Consider the following 22,363-nt stretch of genomic DNA (forward strand, 5'->3'; position numbering starts at 1 on the left):
CGACTTTCGCGTCAGAGAGAAGGGGATGGCCCACCGGGAGCGCCCTCGATTGTACCCACGGTGCCTGCGAAGGCCCGGGGCGGCGCTCAGCGGCCGCGCAGTGCGCGTCCGATACGATGACGTGTCGAAAAAGCCGCGGACGGGGACGAAACTGCATGGGTGAATGGATCAGTGTGCTTCCGTCGTACCTCGTGGTCGCGGCCGTTCTGATCATCCCCGGCGCCGCGGTCGTCATCGCCGGCTGGGGCTGGCGCAGCCCGCAGCGCCTCTTGCTCGCGCCGGCGATCTCGACGACGATCGCCGCCGTCGCGACCGTGCTCGCGCCACTCGTCGGTCTGAGGTGGAACCTCGTGCCCCTCGCGGTGGTGACGCTGCTCGTGATGGGCATCGCGCTCCTGCTGCGCCGCGCCGCCGGCGTCGACGCCGCTCCGGCCGGACGACGGTCGGGCCTCACCGCACTGCTCTCCCTCGGCGCGGCCGCCGTGGTCAACGTGGCCCTGTTCGCCCGCGCGTTCGGCTCGCCCGACAACATCGCTCAGCGCTTCGACAACATCGTCCATTTGAACGCCATCGGCCTCGCGCTGCAGAACGGCAACGCCTCGCCGTTCCAGATCGGCGCGACGTCCGACATCGGCTTCTACCCGAACGCGTGGCACGCTCTCACCACCCTCGGGGCCGAGTTGTCGGGGGCTGCCGTCCCGGTCGCGGTCAACGGGGCGAACCTGGCGATCGTGTCCATCCTCTGGCCGGCCTCGACGCTGGCGCTGGCCGGAGCGTTCTTCGCCCAGCGGCGCACGGCCTACGTCGTGGCCGCCGCCCTGTCGACGAGCTTCGGCGCCTTCCCCGCCCTCTTCTTCAACTGGGGCGTGCTGTACCCCAACCTCGTCGGGTACGCGATGGTGCCCGCCGCGCTCGCCGTCGTCGTCACGACCCTCGACGATCGCGGAGCGCCCGCGCTGGTTCGCTCCGGACTCTTGATCTGCCTGCTCGCAGGCGGCACGTTCCTGGGCCACCCGAATGCCTTCCTGAGCGTGCTGTTCTTCGCCGCGGCCGTCGTCGTGGCTTCCTTCGCCATTCGTGCGGTCGCCCGACGCACACGCACCGCCGTGGTCTCTCTGCTCATCGCCGTCGTGGCATCCGGTCTCGCCGTCGTAGCGACTGTCGTCATCTTCCGCACGGGTGCGGAGCACTCCGGCTGGTCCCCGTGGCAGCAGATGGCCCAGTCGTTCGGAGAGGGCTTCCTCGCTTCCCCCCGCGGGTACACACCGACGGTACTCGTCTCCGCGCTGCTCATCGTCGGAACACTCGTGGTTGCCCGGCGCCCTCGGTACCTCACCGTCCTGGCGCCCTTCGCAACGGCTGTGCTGCTGTTCGTCATCTCCTCCGGTCTGCGCATCGACCACCCCCTGCGCCAGTTCCTCACCAACCCCTGGTACAACGACTCCAACCGTCTCGCAGCCCTCCTCCCGCTCGTCGCGATCCCCCTCGCGACCCTCGGCGCCCTCGCCGTCGTCGACGCTCTGCGTGGATGGTCGGCCTCGCGCAAACTCCCGAGATGGACCGGCGTGGCGGCCGCCGCGGTGGGCATCGTCGCCATCTTCTCGGTGGCGGTGGGCTCGAACGTGCGCATTGCGCTCGGGCAGGTGCACGAGGCGTACGCCTATACCGACAGTTCTCTCATCCTCTCCTCCGACGAACGCAACCTCCTCGAGCGACTCGATGACGAGACCCCTCCCGATGCCCTCATCATCGGAAGCCCGCGCACCGGCACGTCTCTCGCGCTCGCGCTCGCGGACCGGCAGGTGACGCAGAAGCACGTCTTCGGCTCCCCCTCTCCGGAGTTGCTGTTCCTCAACGGCCACCTCCGCGACATCGACTCGGATCCCGCCGTGTGCAACACGGTCGATGAGCTCGGCGTCGACTATGTCCTCGACTTCGGCCGGCAGGACGTCATCGACCCCTCCGGCGCCGTGGCGTACGACGGCATCCAGGACCTCGCACCCGGCGCACATCTCGTGCTCGTCGACTCCCAAGGCCCCGACGCGCGCCTGTTCCGCATCGAGGGATGCTGATGGAGCGCTCATCGACGGTCGCCGTCGCCTACGACTGCCTGTTCCCGTTCACGACGGGCGGCGGTGAACGTCAGTACCGCGCCTCGGCAGATGTGCTGGGCGACCTCGGCTTCGACGTCGACTACCTGACGTCCGTGCAATGGGACGGCCCGACTCCGACGCAGGACCACTTCCGGATCGTGCCCATCACCCCCCGCCTGTCGTTGTACGACGCCGGCGGGGTTCGACGCATCCCGGCGGCCCTCCGCTACGCCGGGTCGCTCTTCGGCGCCCTTCTGCGTCGTCGTCGCCGTTATGCCGCGGTCATCGTCAGCGGTCTTCCGATCTTCAACGTCTTCGCCGCCCGCCTCGCTCTGCTGGGCTCACGGACGAAGCTCGTCGTCGACTACCTCGAGGTCTGGCACCGCCCGCAGTGGGTCGAGTATTCGGGCGTCGTCACGGGCACGATCGCCTGGGCCCTCCAGCGGCTCGCCATCGCGATCACCCCGCTGGCGACGTGTCACTCGCAGCTGTCGGCGACCCGCCTGCGCCGCGAGGGGCTGCGGCGCCCGCCCCTGGTGAGCCCCGGACTGATCGACGGGGCGGTCGAGGTCGCCCCGCCCGCCCCCGCGGCCGATCCGCCGTACGTCCTGTATGCCGGCCGGCACATCCCCGACAAGCGCGTCGAGGTGCTCCCCGCCGCCGTCGCCGCCGCACGGGAGCAGATCCCCGGCCTCCGCCTGGTCATCCTGGGCACCGGGCCGAGTTCGGACGCCGTCCGGGCCGAGGTCCGGCGCGTCCGTGGCGAGTCCTGGACAGACTTCCCGGGATTCGTCTCGGATGCCGAGCTCGCTCGGCTCCTGCACGGAGCCGTCGCCCTGGCCAACCCGTCCCGCCGCGAGGGCTACGGTCTCGTCGTCGTCGAAGCCAACGCCCACGGCACTCCGGTCGTCCTCGTCGCCGACGAGGGCAACGCCGCCACCGAACTCATCGACGACGGCGTCAACGGCGTCGTCTCGCCCACCACCCGACCCGCCGACCTCGCCCGGGCCATCCGGGACGTCGTCGACGGCGGTGACGACCTACGTCGCTCCTCGCGCGCGTGGTACGACACCGCCGTCGGCACCCGCACCATCCGCCGCACCGTGGAAGGGATCCTCTCGGCACTGCCGCTGCCGACCCCCACCCCGGTGAAGACGAAAGAAGACAGCCCGTGACCACTCCCGCCCCCACGGACGTCGAACTGACGATCCTCATGCCCTGCCTGAACGAGGCCGAGACACTGGAGGTCTGCATCCGCAAGGCGCAGGGCTTCCTGCGGCGCAGCGGCATCCGGGGTGAAGTCCTCATCTCCGACAACGGCAGCACCGACGGGTCGCAGGCCATCGCCGAGCGTCTCGGCGCGCGCGTCTCGCACGCCCCCCGCCGCGGGTACGGCGCCGCGCTCATCAACGGCATCGACACCGCCCACGGCCGGTTCGTCATCATGGCGGATGCCGACGACAGCTACGACTTCGAGAACCTCGAGCCGTTCGTGGAACGCCTCCGCGCCGGCGCCGACCTCGTGATGGGCAACCGCTTCCGCGGCGGCATCGAGCCCGGTGCCATGCCCCCGCTGCACAAGTACCTCGGCAACCCGGTGCTGTCGTTCATCGGCGAGCTGTTCTTCCGTCCCGGCATCCGCGACTTCCACTGCGGCCTGCGCGGCTTCAACCGCGCCCGCATCCGCGAGCTCGACCTGCAGACGACCGGTATGGAATTCGCTTCCGAGATGGTCGTGCGCGCCTCCCTCGCGCGCTACCGCATCGAAGAGGTGCCCACCACGCTCAAGAAAGACGGGCGCTCCCGCCCGCCGCACCTGCGCAGCTGGCACGACGGCTGGCGCCACCTGCGATTCCTGCTGCTGTTCGCCCCCCGCTGGCTCTTCGTCTACCCGGGCCTGGTCGCCTTCTTCCTCGGTGCTCTAATCGTCGGAGTGCTCGCGTTCGGCGGTGTGAACATCGGCGGCGTCGGCTTCGACGTGACGACGATGGTGTACGCCAGCGCGCTGTGCGTGATCGGGTTCCAATCCCTCCTCTTCTTCTGGTTGACGAAGCTCTACGCCACGCAGGAAGGTTTCCTCCCGACGAGTGAGAGATACCGACGGATCGTGGCCAAGTGGTCGGCCGAGCGCGGCCTGCTGATCGGCGTCGGACTGTTCTTCCTCGGCGTGGTCATCGGGATCGTGCAGGTGATCGTGTGGGGCGCCATCGACTTCGGCACTCAGAACGCCGCTCAGGCGGTGCGGATCGCCGTTCCGAGCGCACTGCTGATCATCCTCGGCTTCCAGACGGTGATGATGAGCTTCTTCTCGGGCGTGCTGACCACGCCCCGGCGCGAACAGCGCCCCGAAGCCGTCATCGAGAGTTGAGCCGGTGCGGATCCTCGTCGATCTTCTGGGATACACGGGAGGTCGCGGCGGAACGGAGACGTACGTCCGTGAGCTGCTCCCCCGCCTCGCCTCGGAAATGCCGGACGCCGAGTTCGTCGCGCTGACGGGGTCGTCCGGCGCCGAGGGCGTGCGTCGTTTCTTCCCCGGCGATGTCCGCACGGTCCGGTGGGTCGGCGACGGGCGGGCATCGTGGGCGGCGGGAGAGATCCTCGCGGTCGGACGAGCGGCGAAGGCCGTGGCCGCCGACCTGGTGTGGAGTCCCGCCAACTTCGGCCCGCTGACCGCGGGCGCGGTGCCGCGTGTGGTCTCGGTGCACGACGTGATCTATCACGAGGTCCGCGGCGAGGGTCTCGCGCGCCTCAGCCGCGGCGTGACGGCCTGGCTGATGGCGCGCACGGCCCGCACCGCCCGCGCCGTCGTGACCGTGTCCGCGACCGCGGCGGACGCGATCTCCCGCCATCTCGGCGTCCCGCGCGAGCGCATCACGGTCGTGCACAACGGAGGGTCGGAGATCGTGGCGGTCGACGACCCCTGGCGGCTGCTGGCACCTCTCGGCATCCGTTCCGGGCGACCCCTCCTGCTGTCGACCGGCAACCGCATGCCGCACAAGAACTTCGTGGGGCTCTTGAATGCCATCGCCGAGATCCCCGTCTCTCACCGCCCGCTGACCGTCATCGCCGGCGGCGGAGCCGACGATCCGCTTCGCTCCGATGTCGCGAGGCTCCGACTTGGCGACGACGTCGTCCTGCCCGGGTGGGTGGATGATGACCAGCTGAGGGCGCTGTACCAGGTGGCGTCTGCCTACGCGTGTCCTTCGCTGACCGAGGGCTTCGGACTCCCGGTCGTCGACGCCCTCGGCGCGGGCGTTCCGGTCGTCGCCCACGACACCGCGGTACTGCGCGAGGTCGGCGGCGATCACGCACGATATGCGGATGCCACCGTGCCCGGCGCGTTCGCTGCGGCCATCACCGCGGTCATCTCACTCGATGATGCGACGCGCGCCACCCGCAGCGAACTCGGTCGCGCGTGGGCCTCCCGATTCACGTGGACGTCGGCCGCCATCGCGCTGTCGGTCGTCTTGCGACGAGCTGCGGCCCAGGGGCCGACCCATGGCTGAACCGACCTCGCTGCGATCCCGACTCTTCGGCTTCACGCTCATCCCCGCCGTGGCGGCGGTTTCGCCGCTGCTCGTCCTTCCGGCCGTTTCGCGCTCCGCCGGCCCCGACGGGTGGGCGAGCGCCATCGCCGGCGAGTCCATCGGAACCTTCGCGGCGATCGCCGTCGCCTACGGGTGGACGACCGTCGGGCCGGCTCTGATCGCGATCGCTCCCGACGACGTCCGGCGCGGACGCCTCTACCGCGATGCGATCGTGGTGCGCCTTCTGACCTCCGCCTTGGCCCTTCCGCTGCTGTGGCTGGTCTGCGTTCTCGTCGCCGCCCCCGGGTACGGCCTGCTGGCAGCGCTCATGGGGCTGCAGGGCGCGCTGATCGGCCTGTCGTTCACCTGGTTCTCGGTCGGTGTGGGCGACCCACGATCGATCCTGTTCTACGACGCCCTCCCGCGACTCGTCGTGGCCGTGCTGTCGATGGTGGCGATCATCTCGGGCCTGCCCGTCGAGGTCTATCCGCTCGCCGGCATCCTCGTCACGATCGTGGGCACGACCCTCTTCTCGCTGCGCCTCCTTCGGCGCTACCCCTCGCCGTGGCCGCCGCGCCGCGAAATCCCCGGGTTGTTCCGGGTGGGTGCGCCCGTCGCCCTGAACGACGCGGCGCTGGGTGCCTATTCGTCGGTGCCGACGCCGTTGGTCAACGTCCTGACGACGGGGACCGCCGCCGCCGGATTCGCGTCGGCAGACAAGATGTCCAAGCTCGGACAGTTCCTGCCACTGACCCTTGCGAACGCTCTCCAGTCCTGGTCCGCCGAGGCGACCGGCGCGGCACGCCTGCGCCGGCTGCGCATCGCCCTCGGCATGCACGGCGGCTTCGGGGTGCTCGGCATGATCGTGCTGGGAGTGCTCGGCCCCCTCGTCAGTTCCGTCATGTTCGGCGAGGCCGCCGCAGCGCCCGTCGGCGTCTGCTTCGCGCTCGGCCTCGCGTTCGCCATGTACTCGTTGCGCACCTCGATGACACGCCACGTCCTGTTCCCGGCGGGCGAGCAGGCCGCGGTGATGCGGGCCACACTCGTGGCCACCGTCATCGGCATCCCCCTCATGATCGCCTGCGGAATCACGCTCGGCCCCCTCGGAGTGGCCATCGGCTACGGCCTCACAGAGACCGTCTCGACCGTCATGCTCTCGGCCCGCACTCTTTCGCGCATGCGCGCACTGTCGGAGGAGACGATCGCATGACCCACCCGATGCTGTTCGTGGTGACCACGCTCGGGCGCCTCACCGCGTTGGAGCGCCTCCTGGGCTCCGTCGCGGACCAGCTCGGCCCCCGAGACCGTCTCATCATCGTCGCGCAAGAGAACGCAGATGCGGTTCGAGACCTGGTGACCACCGCCGGCCACGCCGACCGGGTGAGCGTTCTCACGTCCGCGCGCGGGGCCTCTCTGGGCCGCAACACCGGCATCGACGCGCTGTCATCGGCCGACGACGACAGTCTGGTGATGTTCCCGAACGACACGACGTGGTTCCCGGAAGGTGCCATCGAGAAGATCCGCCGTGCGTTGGGGGATGCTCCCGCGGGCGCCGTCACCGTCGAGACCGAGATCGGACCGCGTTTCTCGCTGCCCGCCCCCGGTACACCGCTCGACGCCTCGACGGTGTGGCAGGTCATCGAGATGAGCCTCGTCATCCGCCTCGACATCCTCCGTCGCGTCGGGGGGTTCGACGTCGAGATCGGAACGGGCGCCGCCAGCCCATGGCAGGCGGGTGAGGTGACCGACCTGTTGATGCGGACCCTCGATGGGGAACCCTCCATCGGCACTGATTTCGTCTGGACGGATGCCGCCGACGTCACCGTGGGCGGCATCGCCGAGACCGCCGGCCTCGATCCCCGCGAACGCCGTTGGAAGCTGCGCGCCTACGGACGCGGTGTGGGCCGGGTGTTGGCACTCCACCCGTTCCCGTGGTGGCACCGGTGGGGATTCGTGGCCGCAGGTCTTCTCGTCGGGGTGCGGCGCGGCGGGGAGTACGGCCTCGCTGACGGGCCCGCAGCCCTTCTCGGACGTCTCGAAGGCGTGCTCGGACGCACGTTCGGCGGGTCCCGCGCGACCGCGGTGCGGCGCTGACATCGGCAAGCCGAGCATTCAGACCGTCTCTACGGCGTGACACCGGGATGTCGCGGGTAGTGTGCTCTGCCTATAGTCGAATGGTGCTGTCGGCTCTTCGTTCGCGCGTGCGTGCCGCGCGCGACCTCCCGCTCCTTCGGCCCCTCGTCGCCCGCGCCGACCTGGTCTGGTGGGCTCGCGTCATCCGCCGGGCAGGCGTGGTCGACCTCGACTATGTGAGCGCCCAGGTCGGTCGCCCGCTGAGCGAAGCCGCCGCCGTGCGGCTTTACGTCCGCGGGGGCTATCGACGCGGCCTGCGGCTCTCGCCGCTCTTCGTCGACACAGCGGTCGGCGACCACCTCCCCGAGGCCTGGCGGGTGCCGGCGCTCTACGCCTACCTTGTGGCAGACCCCCGCGGGCTCCAGGTGAGTCCCCTGTGGAACGCCGCCGTCTACGGCGAAGCGCACCCCGACGCGTGGGAGAGTCCTGGCGGGCCCCTCGGACACGCATGGCGCGCTCGCCACACGCACTCCCTCCCCTTCGGCCCTGATGCCACACCGTCCGCCGCCGCCTGGCCGAGGCTGGCGCAGGCCATCGTCGAGGCGACCGCCCACGCTCGACGAGGGGGAGAAGTGGCGGCCGCGCCAGCAAGGATCCCGCTCGCGCGCGAGATGATCGTCGCCCTCGGTCCTGGGGAATGGGACTTCGATGAGTCCCTCGCGGAAGCAGTCGCCTTCGCCGCCGCCCCCGGTCAGGGCGTCGCGATCGCCGTCATGGACGACCGCACCGAGGATTGGATGCTGGCGTCTCTGCTGTCGGCGGGGACCCCGCGCGTTCGCGTCAGCCGGCGCCGTCACGACGACGCCAGCCGCGCGATCGACGAGCTCGTCCGCACCTCCCTGGCCGAGGTCGTCGTCGTCCGCGGACCGAACGAGACCCTCACCGCCGAGGGTGCCGAACGCCTCGCCGCCCGTGTGGAGTCAGCGCCCGCCCGCACGCACGTCGGCCCGGTATGGCGAGACGGAGACGGAACACTCGCCGCGGTCGGAGCAGTCCTAGGGGAACGCTTTCTCGCCGGCCACCCCATCGAGGACCTCGCACCGTTCGGCGATGAGGTGTCACTGGGGGTGCCGGCACTCGCAGGTTCCACCTTCGCGACCCGCCGCGCCGACATCGACGCAGCGCTCGTGGGTGCGGATCCCGCCTCCGCGCTGACCGGCTCCGCCGTGGTCGCGCTCGACGTCGAGTCCCGTACTCGGTCGATGGTGACCGCCCCGTCTCTCGCGCGTCCCGACGTCGAAGCCGATGTCGACGCCGAGGACCTGGTGCGGCGCGCGGGATGGGAACGCGTCACACACGGGCCTCAGCCGCGCCTGCGGCGCCCGCGGCGGTCGTTCCTCCTCGCGGACGGAAGCACGGTCCCGGTTCTCAGGTGGGCATTGCGCACCGCGACACCGGTCGGTCCCCGCGCCGAGGGGTGGGGCGACACCCACTTCGCTCGCGCTCTCGCCGCGGCGCTGCGCCGCCTCGGCCAGGAGGTCGTGATCGACTCCTACGCCGCGCGCAACCGCTCGACGCGCCATCTCGACGACGTCACCGTCGCCCTCCGCGGTCCCGAGCCGCTCGACGCCTCTCCTCACGGCGTCTCACTGCTGTGGATCATCAGCCACCCCGACGAAATCGTCGCCGCCGACACCCAGGGCTTCGACCGCGTCTTCGCCGCCTCCGCTCCGTGGGCCCGGACCGCCGGCGCCGAATTCGGCACACGCATCGATCCTCTCCTCCAGTGCACGGATGCCACCCGCTTCCGTCCGACCGGTCGCGAAAGGAACGGCGGGATCCTCTTCGTCGGAACGGCGCGCGGAATCCTTCGCCCCTCCATCGTGGAGCCCATCCGCGCGGGCATTCCGGTCGATGTGATCGGACCGGACTGGCGCGGATGGATACCGGCATCCCGCATCCGCGCGACGGGGATCGCCAATCAGGAGCTCCCCGCGCTGTACGAGGCTGCGGACGTGGTGCTCAACGATCATTGGCCCGCCATGCAGAAGCGCGGCTTCGTCGGCAACCGCCTGTTCGATGTGGTGGCAGCCGGCGGTCGCGCGATCAGCGACCGCGTCGAGGGGATCGACGACCTCTTCGCGGGAGCCGTGCGCACGTGGGGCACCGTCCCTGAGCTCATCGGCATCCTTTCCGGCGATCTGGACGACGCATTCCCCCCGCCACCGCGACTCGAAGCCATCGCGGCTCGCATCCGTGCCGAGCACTCCTTCGACGCTCGCGCCCGCGCGCTCCTCGACGCTGCGCTGGAAGCTCGCCGGACGCGTCTGGGCAGCGTTTCTGACGACACGACGAGGCTGGCAGAATAGAATCCATGCCCTCGGAGACTCCCTCGTCACGCGGCGGTGTCCTCTCCGGTCTCTGGTCGTCGAGCCTCGTCCGCTATCTCGTCATGGGCGGATTGTCGTTCGCGTTCGACTTCGGACTCCTCTTCCTGCTTTACGACGTCGCGGGTGTCCCCCTCACCATCGCAACGCCCACGGCGTTCCTCGCCAGCTTCGTGGTGACGTACACGCTCCAGCGTCTCTTCGCCTTCCGCGCGAGCGACGCCGTCGCCCCCAGCGTCGTCCGTTACGCCCTCCTCGTGGCCGCCAACACCGTCCTCACCACCGGGGTCGTCGCCCTCGCCGACTCGATCGGGTGGTCGTGGGTGGTGGGAAAGATCGTCGCCGTCGCCATCACCACCGTGGGCAATTACTTCGCCTACCGCCATTGGGTGTTCGCCCGTCCGAAAGGTTCCCCAACGCATGTATAAAGGCGCAATCGTCGCCGCGGTCGTCCCCGCGTACAAGGAAGAGAAGATGATCGCCCGGGTCATCGAGACCATGCCGGCGTTCGTCGACCACATCGTCATCGTCGACGACTGCAGTCCCGACGACACCAGCGGCGCCGTCAATCGTGCGGACGACGGCCGCGTCACGCTCATCCGCCACGAGGTCAACCAGGGCGTCGGAGGAGCGATCATCACCGGCCACCGCACCGCGCTCGAGCTCGGCAGCGACGTCAACGTCATCATGGCCGGAGACGCGCAGATGGACCCGGAGTACCTCCCCGCCCTGCTCGACAGGGTCGTGGAGGACGGTTACGGCTTCGCGAAGGCGAACCGCTTCTACTCCCCCGAGTCCTTCACCGGAATGCCCGGATATCGTGTGTTCGGCAACATCGCCCTGTCTTTCATCACCAAGCTCTCGTCGGGTTACTGGAACCTTTTCGACCCGCAGAACGGATACACCGCGATCCGCTCCGAGGCACTGCGGCGGGTCCCCCTCGAACGCGTGGCCAAGCGATACAGCTTCGAGAACGACCTGCTGATCCACCTCAACATCCTCCAGGTGTCCGCCGTCGACGTCCCCATCCCGGCCGTGTACGGCGACGAGGTGTCCAGCATCCGGCTTCGAAAGGTCGTCCCGGAACTCGTCCACCGCCTCACGGTCGGTTTCTGGCACCGCATCTGGTACCGCTACGTGCTGTGGTCGTTCTCCCCCATCGCCCTGCTTCTGTTCCTCGGACTGCTCTTCCTCGGGTTCGGACTCGTCGTCACGATCTGGCTCTTCTTCCAGATCCTGGGCTCAGTCATCGCTACGGCCGCCACGGTCATGTTGGCGGCGTTGCCGCTGATGTTGGGAACGCAGCTGCTCATCAGCGCTCTGCAGCTCGACATCCAGGCCACTCCCTCGACACCGGAACACGCGCCTTTCGTCCCACGGTGACGTCGAAATGAATGAAGAGGCCTCCGGGCGCTTGTCGCGCTTCGGAGGCCTCTTCGTTCGTACTGATCAGACGAGGGTTGCGGCTGTCTCCGCGGTGCGAACGAGACGGCCCTCATCGCCTGCGGACTGCAGCGACGCCTCGACGACGCGCAGCACGTGCACGGCCTCGCGCATCGTGGACAGCGTCGTGACTTCGCCGTTCACCGCATCGCGGAACGCCTCCAATTCCGCGCGCAGCGGCTCGCGCTTGGGGAAGGCGAACCGCGTGACGTCCCCTTCGGAGACTCCCCGGAACGTGGAGACCGACTCCCACTCCAGTGCCGCGGTGCCGTTGCGATGGAGGGTCAGGTCTGCGGTCGCGGTGTCGGCGATGAAGGTTCCGCGCTCACCGGTGACGACGGTGACGCGCTCTTTCATCGGGCTCAGCCAGTTGATGAGGTGGTTCACCACGGCGCCGTCGGTGAGACGTCCTGAGATGGCGATCATGTCTTCGAAAGATCGACCGCTCTGGAACGCCGTCTGGGCGGACACGGCGGCATACCGCGACTGCGCGACCCACGCGGTGAGATCGATGTCGTGGGTGGCGAGGTCCTTCGCCACGCCGACGTCGCCGATGCGGGCCGGGAACGTGCTCTGGCGGCGCGTGGCGATCTGGTAGACCTGACCGATCTCCCCGTCCGCGAGCCGGGCGCGCAACTGCTGCAGAGCGGGATTGAAGCGCTCGACGTGTCCGACGGCACCTATCAGACCGCGCGACTCGAAGAGGTCGGCGAGCGCCTGTCCCTCTTTCGAACTGTCGGCGATGGGCTTCTCGACGAGGACGTTCACGTCCGCATCCGCCAGGATTCCGGCCGCCGCGGCGTGGAAGCGCGTCGGGACGGCCACCACCGCGATGTCGAGCCCGGCGGATGCAAGGGCCTCGACATCAGGCAGCACCGTGAGGTCGCCCGCGACACCATGCGCGTCTCCTGCCGGGTCCGCCACGGCGACCAACTGGACGCCGTCGATCTCGCGCAACAGACGAGCGTGATGACGCCCCATCATCCCCAGTCCCAGGAGCCCGGCACGCAGCACGGCGCTCACGCTCCCGCTCCGGCAACGGCTTCGACCGCGGCGACGATGCGCGCGAGATCATCGTGGCTCAATGACGGGTGCACGGGCAGCGAAACGACCTCGCGCGCCGCGCTTTCTGTTTCGGGCAGGTCGAGCCCGGGCGCGTAGCGTGCCAGTGACGGCAGCCGGTGATTGGGGATGGGGTAGTAGACGCCGCTCCCCACCTGATGCTCCTCCCGCAGGGCCTTCACGAAGCCGGCGCGATCCTCCGGGATGCGGACGGTGTACTGGTGGTACACGTGATGAGCACCTTCGGCGACGATCGGGGTGATGACACCGACGAGGTGCGCGTCGAGGTAAGCCGCGTTCTCTCGCCTCTTCTGCGTCCAGGCATCGACCTTGGTCAGCTGCACGCGTCCGATAGCGGCGTGCAGATCGGTCATGCGGGCGTTGAAGCCGACGATCTCGTTCTCGTACTGCCGCTCCATGCCCTGGTTGCGCAGCAAGCGCAGCGAGCGGGCGATCTCGGATGTCGCGGCCGTCACCATGCCGCCCTCACCGCTGGTCATGTTCTTCGTCGGATAGAGCGAGAACATGGTGAAGGAGCCGAAGGTGCCGACCGGACGGCCGTGCAACGCAGCGCCGTGTGCCTGCGCGGCGTCCTCGAACAACATCAGATCGTGACGCTCGGCGAGAGCATGAAGTCCCACCATGTCGGCAGGGTGTCCGTAGAGATGCACGGGCATGATCGCGCGCGTTCGCGGCGTGATGGCCGCCTCGACGCTGGAGACGTCGAGGGTGAAAGTGATCGGATCGATGTCGGCGAACACGGGGGTTGCTCCGGTGAGGGCGACCGAGTTGCCGGTGGCGGCGAAGGTGAACGACGGCACGATGACCTCGTCGCCCGGGCCGATACCGCAGGCAAGCAAGCCCAGGTGCAGACCAGACGTCCCCGAGTTCACGGCGACCGTCTCACGGCCCTCGACGAAGTGCTCGGCGAATTCGCGCTCGAAGGCTGCCACCTCGGGGCCTTGGGCGATCATGCCGCTGCGCAGCACACGATCGACGGCAGCCCGCTCGTCGTCGCCGATGAGGGGCTTGGCAGCGGGAATGAGGTCAGGCACGGGTTTCCTCCTTGAGTGCGCCATCGGACTCGACGAATCGGGCGCCGGTGCGCGGGCACACCCACGCGTCGCCGTGATCCTCGAGGGGCAGGCCGGCGGGGCCGACCCACCCGATGCGTCGCGCCGGAACTCCGGCGACGAGCGCGAAATCGGGGACGTCCTTGGTGACGACGGCGCCGGCGGCGACGGTCGCCCACCGCCCGACCACGACGGGGGCGACGCAGATCGCCCGCGCGCCGATCGACGCTCCCTCCCGGACCGTCACGCCCACCGGGGTCCAGTCCGAAGCCGACTTCGGGCTGCCGTCTGGGTTGACCGCCCGAGGGTACGTGTCGTTGGTGAAGACGACCGCGGGCCCGACGAAGACCCCCGGCTCCAGGCGTGCGGGCTCGTAAACCAGGGCGTAGTTCTGGATCTTGCACCCGTCGCCCACGGAGACGCCCGAGCCGACATAGACGCCGCGACCGATGACGCAGTTCTCGCCGACGACCGCTCCCTCTCGCACCTGCGCAAGATGCCAAACCGACGAGCCCGCACCGATGGTCGCGCCTGTCACATCGGCCGACGGGTCGATCCGTGTCGCAGACGTCGACGCGAGCGGGGAGGTTTCTTGTTCCACGGGAATCCAGCCTAGCGCGGGGTGGTGCGCCCCTCGGTGCGGTCGGAGAAGAACTCAGTTCGACGATGAACCGGCGAAAGAGACGCTCGCTGCGACGGTTCCGACGGTGACATCCTCTCGGGTTCTTACGGTGAAGAGCGCCCCCTGCGACAGTCCGTGGCTGCTGGGCTCGCTCACGCCCGCGGCGTTCGCGTTGACGTAATACTGACCGGCGCCGAGGTTGATGGAGGCAACCCGGAGATCCACCGTCACCGGACCTGTGATCGGGTCGAGACGGTGTGCGAGCATCTCGGTGTTGGAGGCGAGAACCATGTGTCCGAGCGGGGTATCGATACTGAAGCCCAGTTCCCAACGATCGATCGGCTTCATCGAGTCAACGTGCACACGGATGGTGAGGGGGTCGCCCTCATTCACGGACTTCGTGAGGGAGCCGTCGTCAGCGAGCAGTTCGACCTGCTTGACCTGGATGGGGTGCACGGTCTGCTCAGGCGGTGCCTCACCGACGCGGCGACCCTCGAGCACGTCGCGCAGTGCCCCGATTGCAGCGCGCGTTTCGCCGTCGAACACCACCGCGCCGTCCTTCAGCACGATGCCGCGATCGCACAGCTCCGCAACTTGCTGGGCGGAGTGCGTCACCAGGATGATCGTGCGCCCTTGAGCGCGGAACTCGGTGATGCGATCCATGCACTTCCGCTGGAACGTCTCGTCGCCGACGGCGAGTACCTCGTCGACGAGGAGAACATCGGGGTCGGTGTGGATCGCAACCGAGAAAGCGAGACGCACGTACATGCCCGAGGAGTAGAACTTGACCGCGGTATCGATGAAGTCGCCGATGCCGCTGAACTCGACGATGTTGTCGAATTCGCGATCGATCTCCTCGCGCGTCATGCCCAGGATCGAGGCATTCAGGTAGACGTTCTCGCGACCGCTGAGGTCGGGGTGGAAACCAGCCCCCAGCTCGAGCAGAGCGGCCATGCGGCCGCGGGTCTCGATGTGGCCGGTCGACGGTGAAAGGATTCCACCGATGAGTTTGAGAAGCGTGCTCTTGCCGGAACCGTTCGCGCCCAGGAGACCCACCGTGGTGCCGGCCTGAATGGTGAGCGAGACGTCATCGACCGCCACAAAGTCGCGACGGAAAGACTTTCCGAGACGACCGAGGTGCACGACCCGGTCCTTGAGGCTGTTGTCTTTGCGCACTCGAAAATGCTTGGAGACCGAAATAAGGCGCACGATATCCGGTGCGATGGTGATGGTGTCCGACATTACAGCTCCTGAGCAAAGTTGCCCTGCATCCGGGTGAACACCCGATGCGAGATCACGAGCAGAACCAGACCGACGACGCCGGCGATCAGCATTCGCAAACCTAGTTGGGAAGGATAATCCTCGGCCGTTCCGGCGCCCCAGAAAGCGCGGTGGAATCCGAGGACAGCGATCGTGAGGGGATTCGCGGCGTATACATCGAGGACCCATTCGGGAAGCTGGAAACGGTTGATGACGTCCTGCACCATTCGCCAGGAGTAAACGATCGGCGCACCCCACATCGCAAGCATCAGCACCACTTCCGTCAGGTACTGGATATCGCGCAGATACACGTTCAGAGCTGACAGCAACAGGCCTATGGCGAGCCCGTAGATGGTGATGAGAATGACCGACGGGAAGAACCAGAGCATCTCGGCCGGTTCGGGCAGCGCGCGGAAAAGCATGGCCGCCACCAACAGCACACCGAGCTGAACGAGGAACATGAACCCCGCTCCGCCGATGCTCGCGAGGGGGAAGATCTCCCGCGGGAGATAGATCTTCTTTACCAGCCCTCCGTTCTGCAGGATCGATCCGGTGGCGCCGAAGACCATATCGTTGAAGAACACATACAGCGTCAGACCCGAGAAGAGGTAGACCGCGAAGTCGTCGATGCCCTCGGCCGCGCGCAGGAACTGCCCCAGCACGATGAAGTACATCAGGAACTGGATCAGCGGACGTATCACAGTCCAGAGGAAGCCGAGGAAGCTGTCGCGATACCGGGCCTGCAGGTCGCGGCGCACGAGCAGGTTCAACAGGTCGCGGCGTTGAAGGATCTCTCCAACCTTGCCGAGCCGACCGGTGGTACGTCGACCCGTCACATCGACGACCGCGTAGGGCGCATCGGCAATGCGGGCGAATCGGGCCTCGCTCTCCTCGCTCATCGCTGGCATTCTCGCTGTTCCGTCATGAGTTCTTTCGTCGTTTCTTCAGCATGCGCGCGGCCCGGTCGATCCACTGACCGGGGCTTCTGTTCGGGTCCATCAACCGCCTCAGCCGGTGCACAGTACCCATGTGGTTGAGGCGCATGTACATCCTCAGGAAATCTTTGCCGGAACCGGTGCCTACGAATCCGAGCGCCCGCAGGCGGTCGATCTTCTCGAAGGCGTATCCCGGCGTCGTACCGGCCATCTCGTCGAGCTTGTAGTCGAGGGCCGTGTGACTGACCGCCGCGTAGTCGGGTGCAACGATCGTCCGGCTGTGGTAACCCAGTTCGCCTGCCGCGTACGACGGCATGCGTTCCAGGATATGCGCCAGTCCCCCGTCGTGGTACGCCTCCGCGCCGCCGAAGTCGGAGTACTCCCACGAATGCTCGACCAGCAGGCGCAGCGCTTTCGGACGCGCGAAGAACATCGAACCGTAGGGCGCGAGCGGCGACACGTCGTCGAGCGGTACCCGGATGCCGAGTCGCTCGGCCAGCCGCTCGAAGCCGGGCTTGTTCGACCACCAGGCCCGACCCAACGTGGGGTAGCCGATATGGATCATGGGCGGGAAGGCGAGCCCCAGACCTGCCTCACGCTGAAAGAGCCCAAGCACGCGGGAGGTGTGCTCGTCGTCGTGCAGGAGGTTGAGGAATTGCTGCTCGCGGAAGTGCGTACCGACGTTGTACCCGTCCTGCGGCGTTTTCTTGCTGTGTAGTTTGACGACGAGATCGTAGTCATCCGAAAGCAGCACGTCTCGACATCCGATGAGGAACGCGCTCTGGTCACGGCCGTCGTTGGAGGCGACGACCCGCACCGACACGGCGCCTCGCTGCCCCGGCGAGGCCGCGATGCGCGTCTGGATCCGGCGGGCGCGCTCGGCGTCGGGGGTCGTGACGATGAGGTCGTACGGCCCCGGCATGGTGTTTGCGCGCTCGATCATCTCCTCGGTCATCTCGTCGTAGAAGATGTGGGCGATGACGACCACCCGCAGCGCCGCAGCCGGATCGTAGGGCGCGTGATCGGGGCCGATGACGTCCATGAGCCCGGCGTCGGCGTTCAACACCTTCGGAGCAACGTTGCGGGCGAGATTCGATAGCGCGATCTCGACCGGGTACCCGCCCTCCGCCGCCGCTTCCAGCGCCCAGCGGCCGATCACCGCGTGACGATCCAGGAATGGGGGCCAGTGAAAGAACGGTCGCCGTTTGAGCACCGGGCAGCCGTCTTCGATGAGGGCGCGCGGGGCGAACAACGAGGCGTTGACGACGTCGTAATCGTCGGACGAGAACGCCGCCTCCCCCGTGAAGCCGCTCCCCGTGAACGTGCCGTGGAAGACGAGTTCATGACGAACGACCGCGTCGGTGTAGGTGGAGATCTCGGGTAGCTCACGCCAGTATCGCCGCCACCGCTCGGTCTGGAACATCTCGCGACGCACGGCGATCCAGAACGACTGGAAGTGGTACGGGAGAGTGCCGTTGCCCGTGATCGGGTTGTGGTCCTCCGCGGTGTGGTCGGTCATCGCCCAAAAGTGCAGGGGACGACTGTTCATCCGCTCGAAGACCGCGGCGAAGGGGTGCACGGGACCGAACCACGTGTCGTTGGTCAGTACGATCTCGTCGAACTCCGCAATGCGGTCGCCGAGATGGATCAGGGCGGCGCGTTGAGCGCCGATGTCGAATCCGGCGTTATCACGCTCGATGATCTCGTCGGCAGCCCCGGCCAATCGTTCGCGAGCCGTATCGGTGAGCACCCCGTTCACAACGGCGATGATTCGATCGGCATGCTCGCGGAGCGCGTTCAGCGCGTAAAGCACGTAATCCTCGACCTCGCCGCGGCGATCGAAAATCGTATAGACGACCAGTCGGCGGCCGTCGTGGGGGAAGCGGACCGCCGGCGCGATCTCCGTTTCGCTCACCTGCGGGCTCCCTTCACCAGAGCGCGTCCCGCGGCCGCACCGGCGCGCACGCGTCGCAGCACCGCGCGGGCTCCCTGACCGAACGGGTGCATGATCGGATCGAGGCGCTGGACGACCTTGTTGTGATTGGTCTTCATGTACATGCGGAAGAATGCCACGGCACCCGCCGTTCCCATCCAGCCGGCACGGTGCAAGAACTGGATCTGTTCGATGGGGTACCCAGGCAGGTTGACGGCGAGCTGGTCGATCTTGTACTCGGTCGACAAGTGCGTGAGACTCGCGTGCTCGGCGTCCAGCACCGTCCGCGCGTGCAGGCCCTGCTCCCCCGCCGCGGCCGACACTAGACGCTCCAACAACCGCTGCATGTCCGGGACGAGCTCGCGAGAACGATCGCGAAAGTCGTTGTAGGTCCACTCCGCCGCGAGATACGGGCCAAGTCCCTCGGGTCGCCCGACCCACATGCCGCCGAAGGGCGCCAGCGGGGTGATTCCGTCCAGTGGAACCCGGATACCGAGATCATCGGCCAGGTCTTGGCCCATCCCGCGATACCAGGACCAGCCTTCGCCGGTCGTGGCGTAGCCGGTCTGGATGACCGGCGGGAAGACGACCCCAAGACCCGGCTCGCGCACGAACAGCGCAAGCATATTCGCGATATACGCCGGGCTTCCTACGAGGTTGTCGCGCGTGTACCGGCGGAAGTACTCCGAAACGGTCCTGCCACGGCGGGTAGGCAGACGGTCGTGGAGTTTGACGAAGACGTCGTAGCGGTCGCTCAGCAATTCGTCCCGGCAGCCGATCAGGAAAGCGCTCATGTCGCGGCCGTTCGCCGACGGCACGACGCGCACGTCACCGGTGGAGATGTTCTGTCCGTGCTTGAGCAGCAACTCCTCCACGGCCGGGGCCAGCTCAGGATCGGAGGTGGTGACAATGACGTCGACCGGCGCAGGGAACCACGACAGCCGCTCCAGAAGCGGACTCACCGAGGCCACCCCGGTCGCATGGATCACGATGAGCACGCGCAGGGATGCCGGGTCTTCGGATGCCGTTACCTCAGTGCGCGGGAGGATGTCGAGCAACGCGAGATTGGTGGTCACGACCTTCGGCGGGACCGTCCGCGCGAGGTTCTCGAAGATCAACGAAGTCGGATAGCCGCTCGCTTCCACTTTCTCGAGCACTGCGCGACCAATCACTGCATGCCGGTCTAGGAACGGCGGCCAGTGGAAGAACGGACGACGCTTGACCAACGGGCAGCCGTCGTCGATGAGCAACGTGGGGTTGAACAGCGCCGGGTGGTCGGTCGGGTAGTCGTCCGACGCAAACGCCACCGCCGACGCGAACCCGGCCTCCACGAAGGTCTCGGTGAAGATCGTCTCGTGCTTGAGCACAGCGTCGAAGTACGACGGCATCTCGGGCAGCTCGCGCCAGTACCGCTCCCATTGCGGCGAGGCGAACATGCTTCGGCGTACCGCGATCCAGAACGACTGCAGGTGATATGGCAGCACACCCTCGCCCGTGAAGGGATTTGGCTCTTCCCGGGCGTGGTCGGTCATCCCCCAGAAGTCGACGTCGAGGGCGTCCATCCGGTCGAAGACCGGTCCATATGGGCGTACGGGGCCGAACCACGTGTCGTTCGTCAGCACGATCTCGTCGAAATCGACCAGTCGCGGTCCGAGGTGGTCGAGAGCATCCTTGTGTGCCCAGATGTCGAAACCCACGTTCTCGCGCAGCAGGATTTCATCTGAGACGGGGGCGAGGCGCCGCCTGGCGTCGTCAGAGAGCTTCCCGTTGATTACGACGAGAATGTGAGACGCACGGTCACGCATCCCCTCTAAGGCGTGGATCACATAGTCGTCGACACCGCCGCGCCGGTCGTACACGACGTAGACGACGAGCCGACGCCCATCGGGGGGGAAAACCAACGCTTGCTCCAGTTCGACCCCTCGGAAAATCCCGTGATTTTCTCGGGTGCGGCAGGGGCCTCAACCGCACGCAGACCACCGGCGAGCTTAGAGGGGGCCGTCGATGTTTCCCTGTGCAAGGGCCTTGAGCAGGTACTGGCCGTAACCGCTCTTGACCAACGGCTCGGCACGCTGTCGCAGCTCATCGTCGCTGAGGAATCCCATTCTCCACGCGACCTCTTCGGGGCAGCCGATCGACAGTCCCTGACGCTTCTCCACAGTTCGGATGAACTCCGTCGCCTCGCTGAGCGAGTCGAAGGTCCCCGTGTCCAACCATGCGGTTCCGCGCGGGAGAAGCTCGACACGGAGTCGTCCTTGCTCTAGGTAGGTTCGGTTCACATCCGTGATCTCGAGCTCGCCACGCGGAGACGGAGTGAGTTCGCGGGCGATCTCGATGACGTCGTTGTCGTAGAAGTAAAGACCGGGGACGGCATAGTCGCTTTTCGGCACGATCGGCTTCTCTTCAAGGGAGACGACGCGTCCATCTGCATCGAACTCGACCACGCCATACGCGGTCGGGTCGGCGACCCGGTAACCGAACACGACGCCGCCGTCGAGCTCGGTGTACTGACGCAGGCGGGTGCCCATCCCCTGCCCATAGAAGATGTTGTCACCGAGCACCAGAGCCACCGGTTCCGAGCCGATGTGCTCCTCGCCGAGGAGGAACGCCTGCGCGAGACCGTCGGGCGAGGGCTGGACGCGGTAGGTGAGGGAGATGCCGAATTGCGAACCATCACCCAGCAGCCGTTGGAACTGCTCGGAGTCCTGCGGCGTTGTGATGATGAGGATGTCACGGATGCCGGCCAGGATCAGCGTCGACAGCGGGTAGTAGATCATCGGCTTGTCGTACACGGGCACGAGCTGCTTGGAGATGCCCAGGGTGATGGGATGAAGTCGCGAGCCCGTGCCGCCCGCCAGAATGATTCCGCGCATGCGCCCCAGTCTTCCGCATACCGGGACGCACGCCAATCGCACCGCCGGGGCGGGCGAGCGCCGCCCGCTAATCTGGAGCGCATGAGTCGTCTTCTCGTGACCGGTGGCGCCGGTTTCATCGGTTCCAACTTCGTGCACCACGTCATCGCGCACACCGACCACATCGTCACCGTGCTCGACAAGCTCACCTACGCGGGCAACCGGGCCTCTCTGGAGGGCCTCCCGGAGGACCGCGTGCGCGTGGTCGTCGGCGACATCGCCGACGCGGCGGTCGTCGATCCGCTGATCGCCGACGCCGACGCCGTGGTGCACTACGCTGCCGAGTCGCACAACGACAACTCTCTGCACGACCCGCGTCCATTCCTCGACACCAACATCATCGGTACGTACACCCTCCTCGAGGCCGCGCGCCGTCACGATGTGCGCTTCCACCACATCTCCACCGACGAGGTCTACGGCGATCTCGAGCTCGACGACCCGGCCCGTTTCACAGAGAACACGCCCTACAACCCGTCTTCTCCCTACTCCTCGACGAAGGCGGGCTCCGACCTCCTCGTGCGCGCGTGGGTGCGCTCCTTCGGGGTGCGCGCGACCATCAGCAACTGCTCGAACAACTACGGCCCTTATCAGCACGTCGAGAAGTTCATCCCCCGCCAGATCACCAATGTCCTGCGGGGAATTCGCCCGAAGCTGTACGGGACGGGCGAGAACGTGCGCGACTGGATCCACGCCGACGACCACTCCTCCGCAGTGCTCACGATCCTCGACAAGGGCGAGATCGGCGAGACCTACCTCATCGGCGCCGACGGCGAGAAGGACAACAAGAGCGTCGTCGAACTCATCCTGCAGATCACCGGGCAGCCGGCCGACGCCTACGACCTCGTCACGGATCGCCCCGGACACGATCTGCGGTACGCCATCGATTCCACGAAGCTGCGCACGGAGCTGGGCTGGACACCCACCTACGGCGACTTCGAGTCGGGCCTCGCTGCGACTATCGACTGGTACCGAGACAACGAGAAGTGGTGGGCACCGGCCAAAGACGGCGTCGAGGCGTTCTACGCCAGCAAGGGGCAGTGATC

General features: G+C 67.4%; 18 protein-coding genes. 10 read left to right on the top strand and 8 right to left on the bottom strand.

Annotated elements, in window-relative coordinates; all coding sequences use genetic code 11:
• Positions 1 to 155 precede the first annotated feature (155 nt).
• The 9 genes from FHS07_RS02105 (at position 156) to FHS07_RS02145 (ending at position 11,463) form a co-directional block, all read left to right on the top strand.
• Complete coding sequence (locus tag FHS07_RS02105; RefSeq protein WP_183418258.1) at positions 156 to 2,072, top strand: DUF6541 family protein; 1,917 nt, start codon at positions 156 to 158, stop codon at positions 2,070 to 2,072.
• Positions 2,072 to 3,268, top strand: coding sequence for a glycosyltransferase family 4 protein (locus tag FHS07_RS02110; RefSeq protein ID WP_183418259.1), 1,197 nt, complete (start codon positions 2,072 to 2,074; stop codon positions 3,266 to 3,268). Before FHS07_RS02105 ends, FHS07_RS02110 begins: the two co-directional genes overlap by 1 nt.
• Positions 3,265 to 4,461, top strand: a complete 1,197-nt coding sequence (locus FHS07_RS02115; RefSeq protein ID WP_183418260.1) for a glycosyltransferase — start codon at positions 3,265 to 3,267, stop codon at positions 4,459 to 4,461. The genes FHS07_RS02110 and FHS07_RS02115 overlap by 4 nt, the downstream gene beginning before the upstream one ends.
• Positions 4,462 to 4,465: 4 nt before the next feature.
• Positions 4,466 to 5,599 (top strand): glycosyltransferase, encoded by a 1,134-nt coding sequence (locus tag FHS07_RS02120; RefSeq protein ID WP_183418261.1) that lies wholly within the window; start codon positions 4,466 to 4,468, stop codon positions 5,597 to 5,599.
• Entirely contained in the window at positions 5,592 to 6,830 is a 1,239-nt protein-coding gene (locus tag FHS07_RS02125; RefSeq protein ID WP_183418262.1) for a lipopolysaccharide biosynthesis protein, read from the top strand. Before FHS07_RS02120 ends, FHS07_RS02125 begins: the two co-directional genes overlap by 8 nt.
• The gene (locus FHS07_RS02130) at positions 6,827 to 7,714 is read left to right on the top strand and encodes a glycosyltransferase family 2 protein (RefSeq protein ID WP_183418263.1); all 888 of its coding nucleotides are present in this window, start codon (positions 6,827 to 6,829) and stop codon (positions 7,712 to 7,714) included. Before FHS07_RS02125 ends, FHS07_RS02130 begins: the two co-directional genes overlap by 4 nt.
• Before the next feature lie 83 nt (positions 7,715 to 7,797).
• Complete coding sequence (locus FHS07_RS02135) at positions 7,798 to 10,062, top strand: glycosyltransferase family protein (RefSeq protein WP_183418264.1); 2,265 nt, start codon at positions 7,798 to 7,800, stop codon at positions 10,060 to 10,062.
• 5 nt (positions 10,063 to 10,067) lie between these two features.
• The gene (locus tag FHS07_RS02140; RefSeq protein WP_183418265.1) at positions 10,068 to 10,508 is read left to right on the top strand and encodes a GtrA family protein; all 441 of its coding nucleotides are present in this window, start codon (positions 10,068 to 10,070) and stop codon (positions 10,506 to 10,508) included.
• Complete coding sequence (locus FHS07_RS02145) at positions 10,501 to 11,463, top strand: glycosyltransferase family 2 protein (RefSeq protein ID WP_183418266.1); 963 nt, start codon at positions 10,501 to 10,503, stop codon at positions 11,461 to 11,463. Before FHS07_RS02140 ends, FHS07_RS02145 begins: the two co-directional genes overlap by 8 nt.
• Before the next feature lie 66 nt (positions 11,464 to 11,529).
• Here the strand turns inward: FHS07_RS02145 and FHS07_RS02150 are convergent, their stop codons facing one another.
• The 8 genes from FHS07_RS02150 to rfbA form a co-directional block, all read right to left on the bottom strand.
• Positions 11,530 to 12,546: a Gfo/Idh/MocA family oxidoreductase gene (locus FHS07_RS02150; RefSeq protein WP_183418267.1), complete on the bottom strand. Its 1,017-nt coding sequence runs from the start codon at positions 12,544 to 12,546 to the stop codon at positions 11,530 to 11,532.
• A complete protein-coding gene (locus FHS07_RS02155) occupies positions 12,543 to 13,640 on the bottom strand; it encodes a DegT/DnrJ/EryC1/StrS family aminotransferase (RefSeq protein WP_343054579.1) in 1,098 nt (365 codons plus the stop codon). The genes FHS07_RS02150 and FHS07_RS02155 overlap by 4 nt, the downstream gene beginning before the upstream one ends.
• Positions 13,633 to 14,259, bottom strand: coding sequence for a DapH/DapD/GlmU-related protein (locus FHS07_RS02160; protein WP_183418269.1), 627 nt, complete (start codon positions 14,257 to 14,259; stop codon positions 13,633 to 13,635). The genes FHS07_RS02155 and FHS07_RS02160 overlap by 8 nt, the downstream gene beginning before the upstream one ends.
• A 54-nt stretch (positions 14,260 to 14,313) precedes the next feature.
• Entirely contained in the window at positions 14,314 to 15,522 is a 1,209-nt protein-coding gene (locus FHS07_RS02165) for an ABC transporter ATP-binding protein (RefSeq protein ID WP_183418270.1), read from the bottom strand.
• Positions 15,522 to 16,439, bottom strand: a complete 918-nt coding sequence (locus FHS07_RS02170; RefSeq protein WP_246383072.1) for an ABC transporter permease — start codon at positions 16,437 to 16,439, stop codon at positions 15,522 to 15,524. Before FHS07_RS02170 ends, FHS07_RS02165 begins: the two co-directional genes overlap by 1 nt.
• Before the next feature lie 22 nt (positions 16,440 to 16,461).
• Positions 16,462 to 18,390, bottom strand: coding sequence for a rhamnan synthesis F family protein (locus tag FHS07_RS02175; protein WP_183418272.1), 1,929 nt, complete (start codon positions 18,388 to 18,390; stop codon positions 16,462 to 16,464).
• Positions 18,387 to 20,309 carry a rhamnan synthesis F family protein gene (locus FHS07_RS02180; RefSeq protein WP_183418273.1) on the bottom strand — a complete coding sequence of 641 codons (1,923 nt, stop codon included), beginning with the start codon at positions 20,307 to 20,309 and terminating at the stop codon, positions 18,387 to 18,389. Before FHS07_RS02180 ends, FHS07_RS02175 begins: the two co-directional genes overlap by 4 nt.
• An 87-nt stretch (positions 20,310 to 20,396) precedes the next feature.
• Complete coding sequence (gene rfbA, locus FHS07_RS02185; RefSeq protein ID WP_183418274.1) at positions 20,397 to 21,281, bottom strand: glucose-1-phosphate thymidylyltransferase RfbA; 885 nt, start codon at positions 21,279 to 21,281, stop codon at positions 20,397 to 20,399.
• An 81-nt stretch (positions 21,282 to 21,362) separates the two neighbouring features.
• Between rfbA and rfbB the strand changes: the two genes are divergently transcribed.
• Positions 21,363 to 22,361 carry a dTDP-glucose 4,6-dehydratase gene (gene rfbB / locus FHS07_RS02190; RefSeq protein WP_183418275.1) on the top strand — a complete coding sequence of 333 codons (999 nt, stop codon included), beginning with the start codon at positions 21,363 to 21,365 and terminating at the stop codon, positions 22,359 to 22,361.
• The last annotated feature ends 2 nt before the right edge of the window (positions 22,362 to 22,363 follow it).

This window comes from Microbacterium proteolyticum (assembly GCF_014192415.1).
Lineage (GTDB): Bacteria > Actinomycetota > Actinomycetes > Actinomycetales > Microbacteriaceae > Microbacterium > Microbacterium proteolyticum.

Bases quoted from the DNA above. Each gene is read 5' to 3' on its own strand.
- FHS07_RS02125 (WP_183418262.1), top strand. From the start codon at position 5,592: ATGGCTGAACCGACCTCGCTGCGATCCCGACTCTTCGGCTTCACGCTC.
- rfbB (WP_183418275.1), top strand. From the start codon at position 21,363: ATGAGTCGTCTTCTCGTGACCGGTGGCGCCGGTTTCATCGGTTCCAAC.
- FHS07_RS02130 (WP_183418263.1), top strand. From the start codon at position 6,827: ATGACCCACCCGATGCTGTTCGTGGTGACCACGCTCGGGCGCCTCACC.
- rfbA (WP_183418274.1), bottom strand. From the start codon at position 21,281: ATGCGCGGAATCATTCTGGCGGGCGGCACGGGCTCGCGACTTCATCCC.
- FHS07_RS02140 (WP_183418265.1), top strand. From the start codon at position 10,068: ATGCCCTCGGAGACTCCCTCGTCACGCGGCGGTGTCCTCTCCGGTCTC.
- FHS07_RS02170 (WP_246383072.1), bottom strand. From the start codon at position 16,439: ATGAGCGAGGAGAGCGAGGCCCGATTCGCCCGCATTGCCGATGCGCCC.
- FHS07_RS02110 (WP_183418259.1), top strand. From the start codon at position 2,072: ATGGAGCGCTCATCGACGGTCGCCGTCGCCTACGACTGCCTGTTCCCG.
- FHS07_RS02165 (WP_183418270.1), bottom strand. From the start codon at position 15,522: ATGTCGGACACCATCACCATCGCACCGGATATCGTGCGCCTTATTTCG.
- FHS07_RS02145 (WP_183418266.1), top strand. From the start codon at position 10,501: ATGTATAAAGGCGCAATCGTCGCCGCGGTCGTCCCCGCGTACAAGGAA.
- FHS07_RS02105 (WP_183418258.1), top strand. From the start codon at position 156: ATGGGTGAATGGATCAGTGTGCTTCCGTCGTACCTCGTGGTCGCGGCC.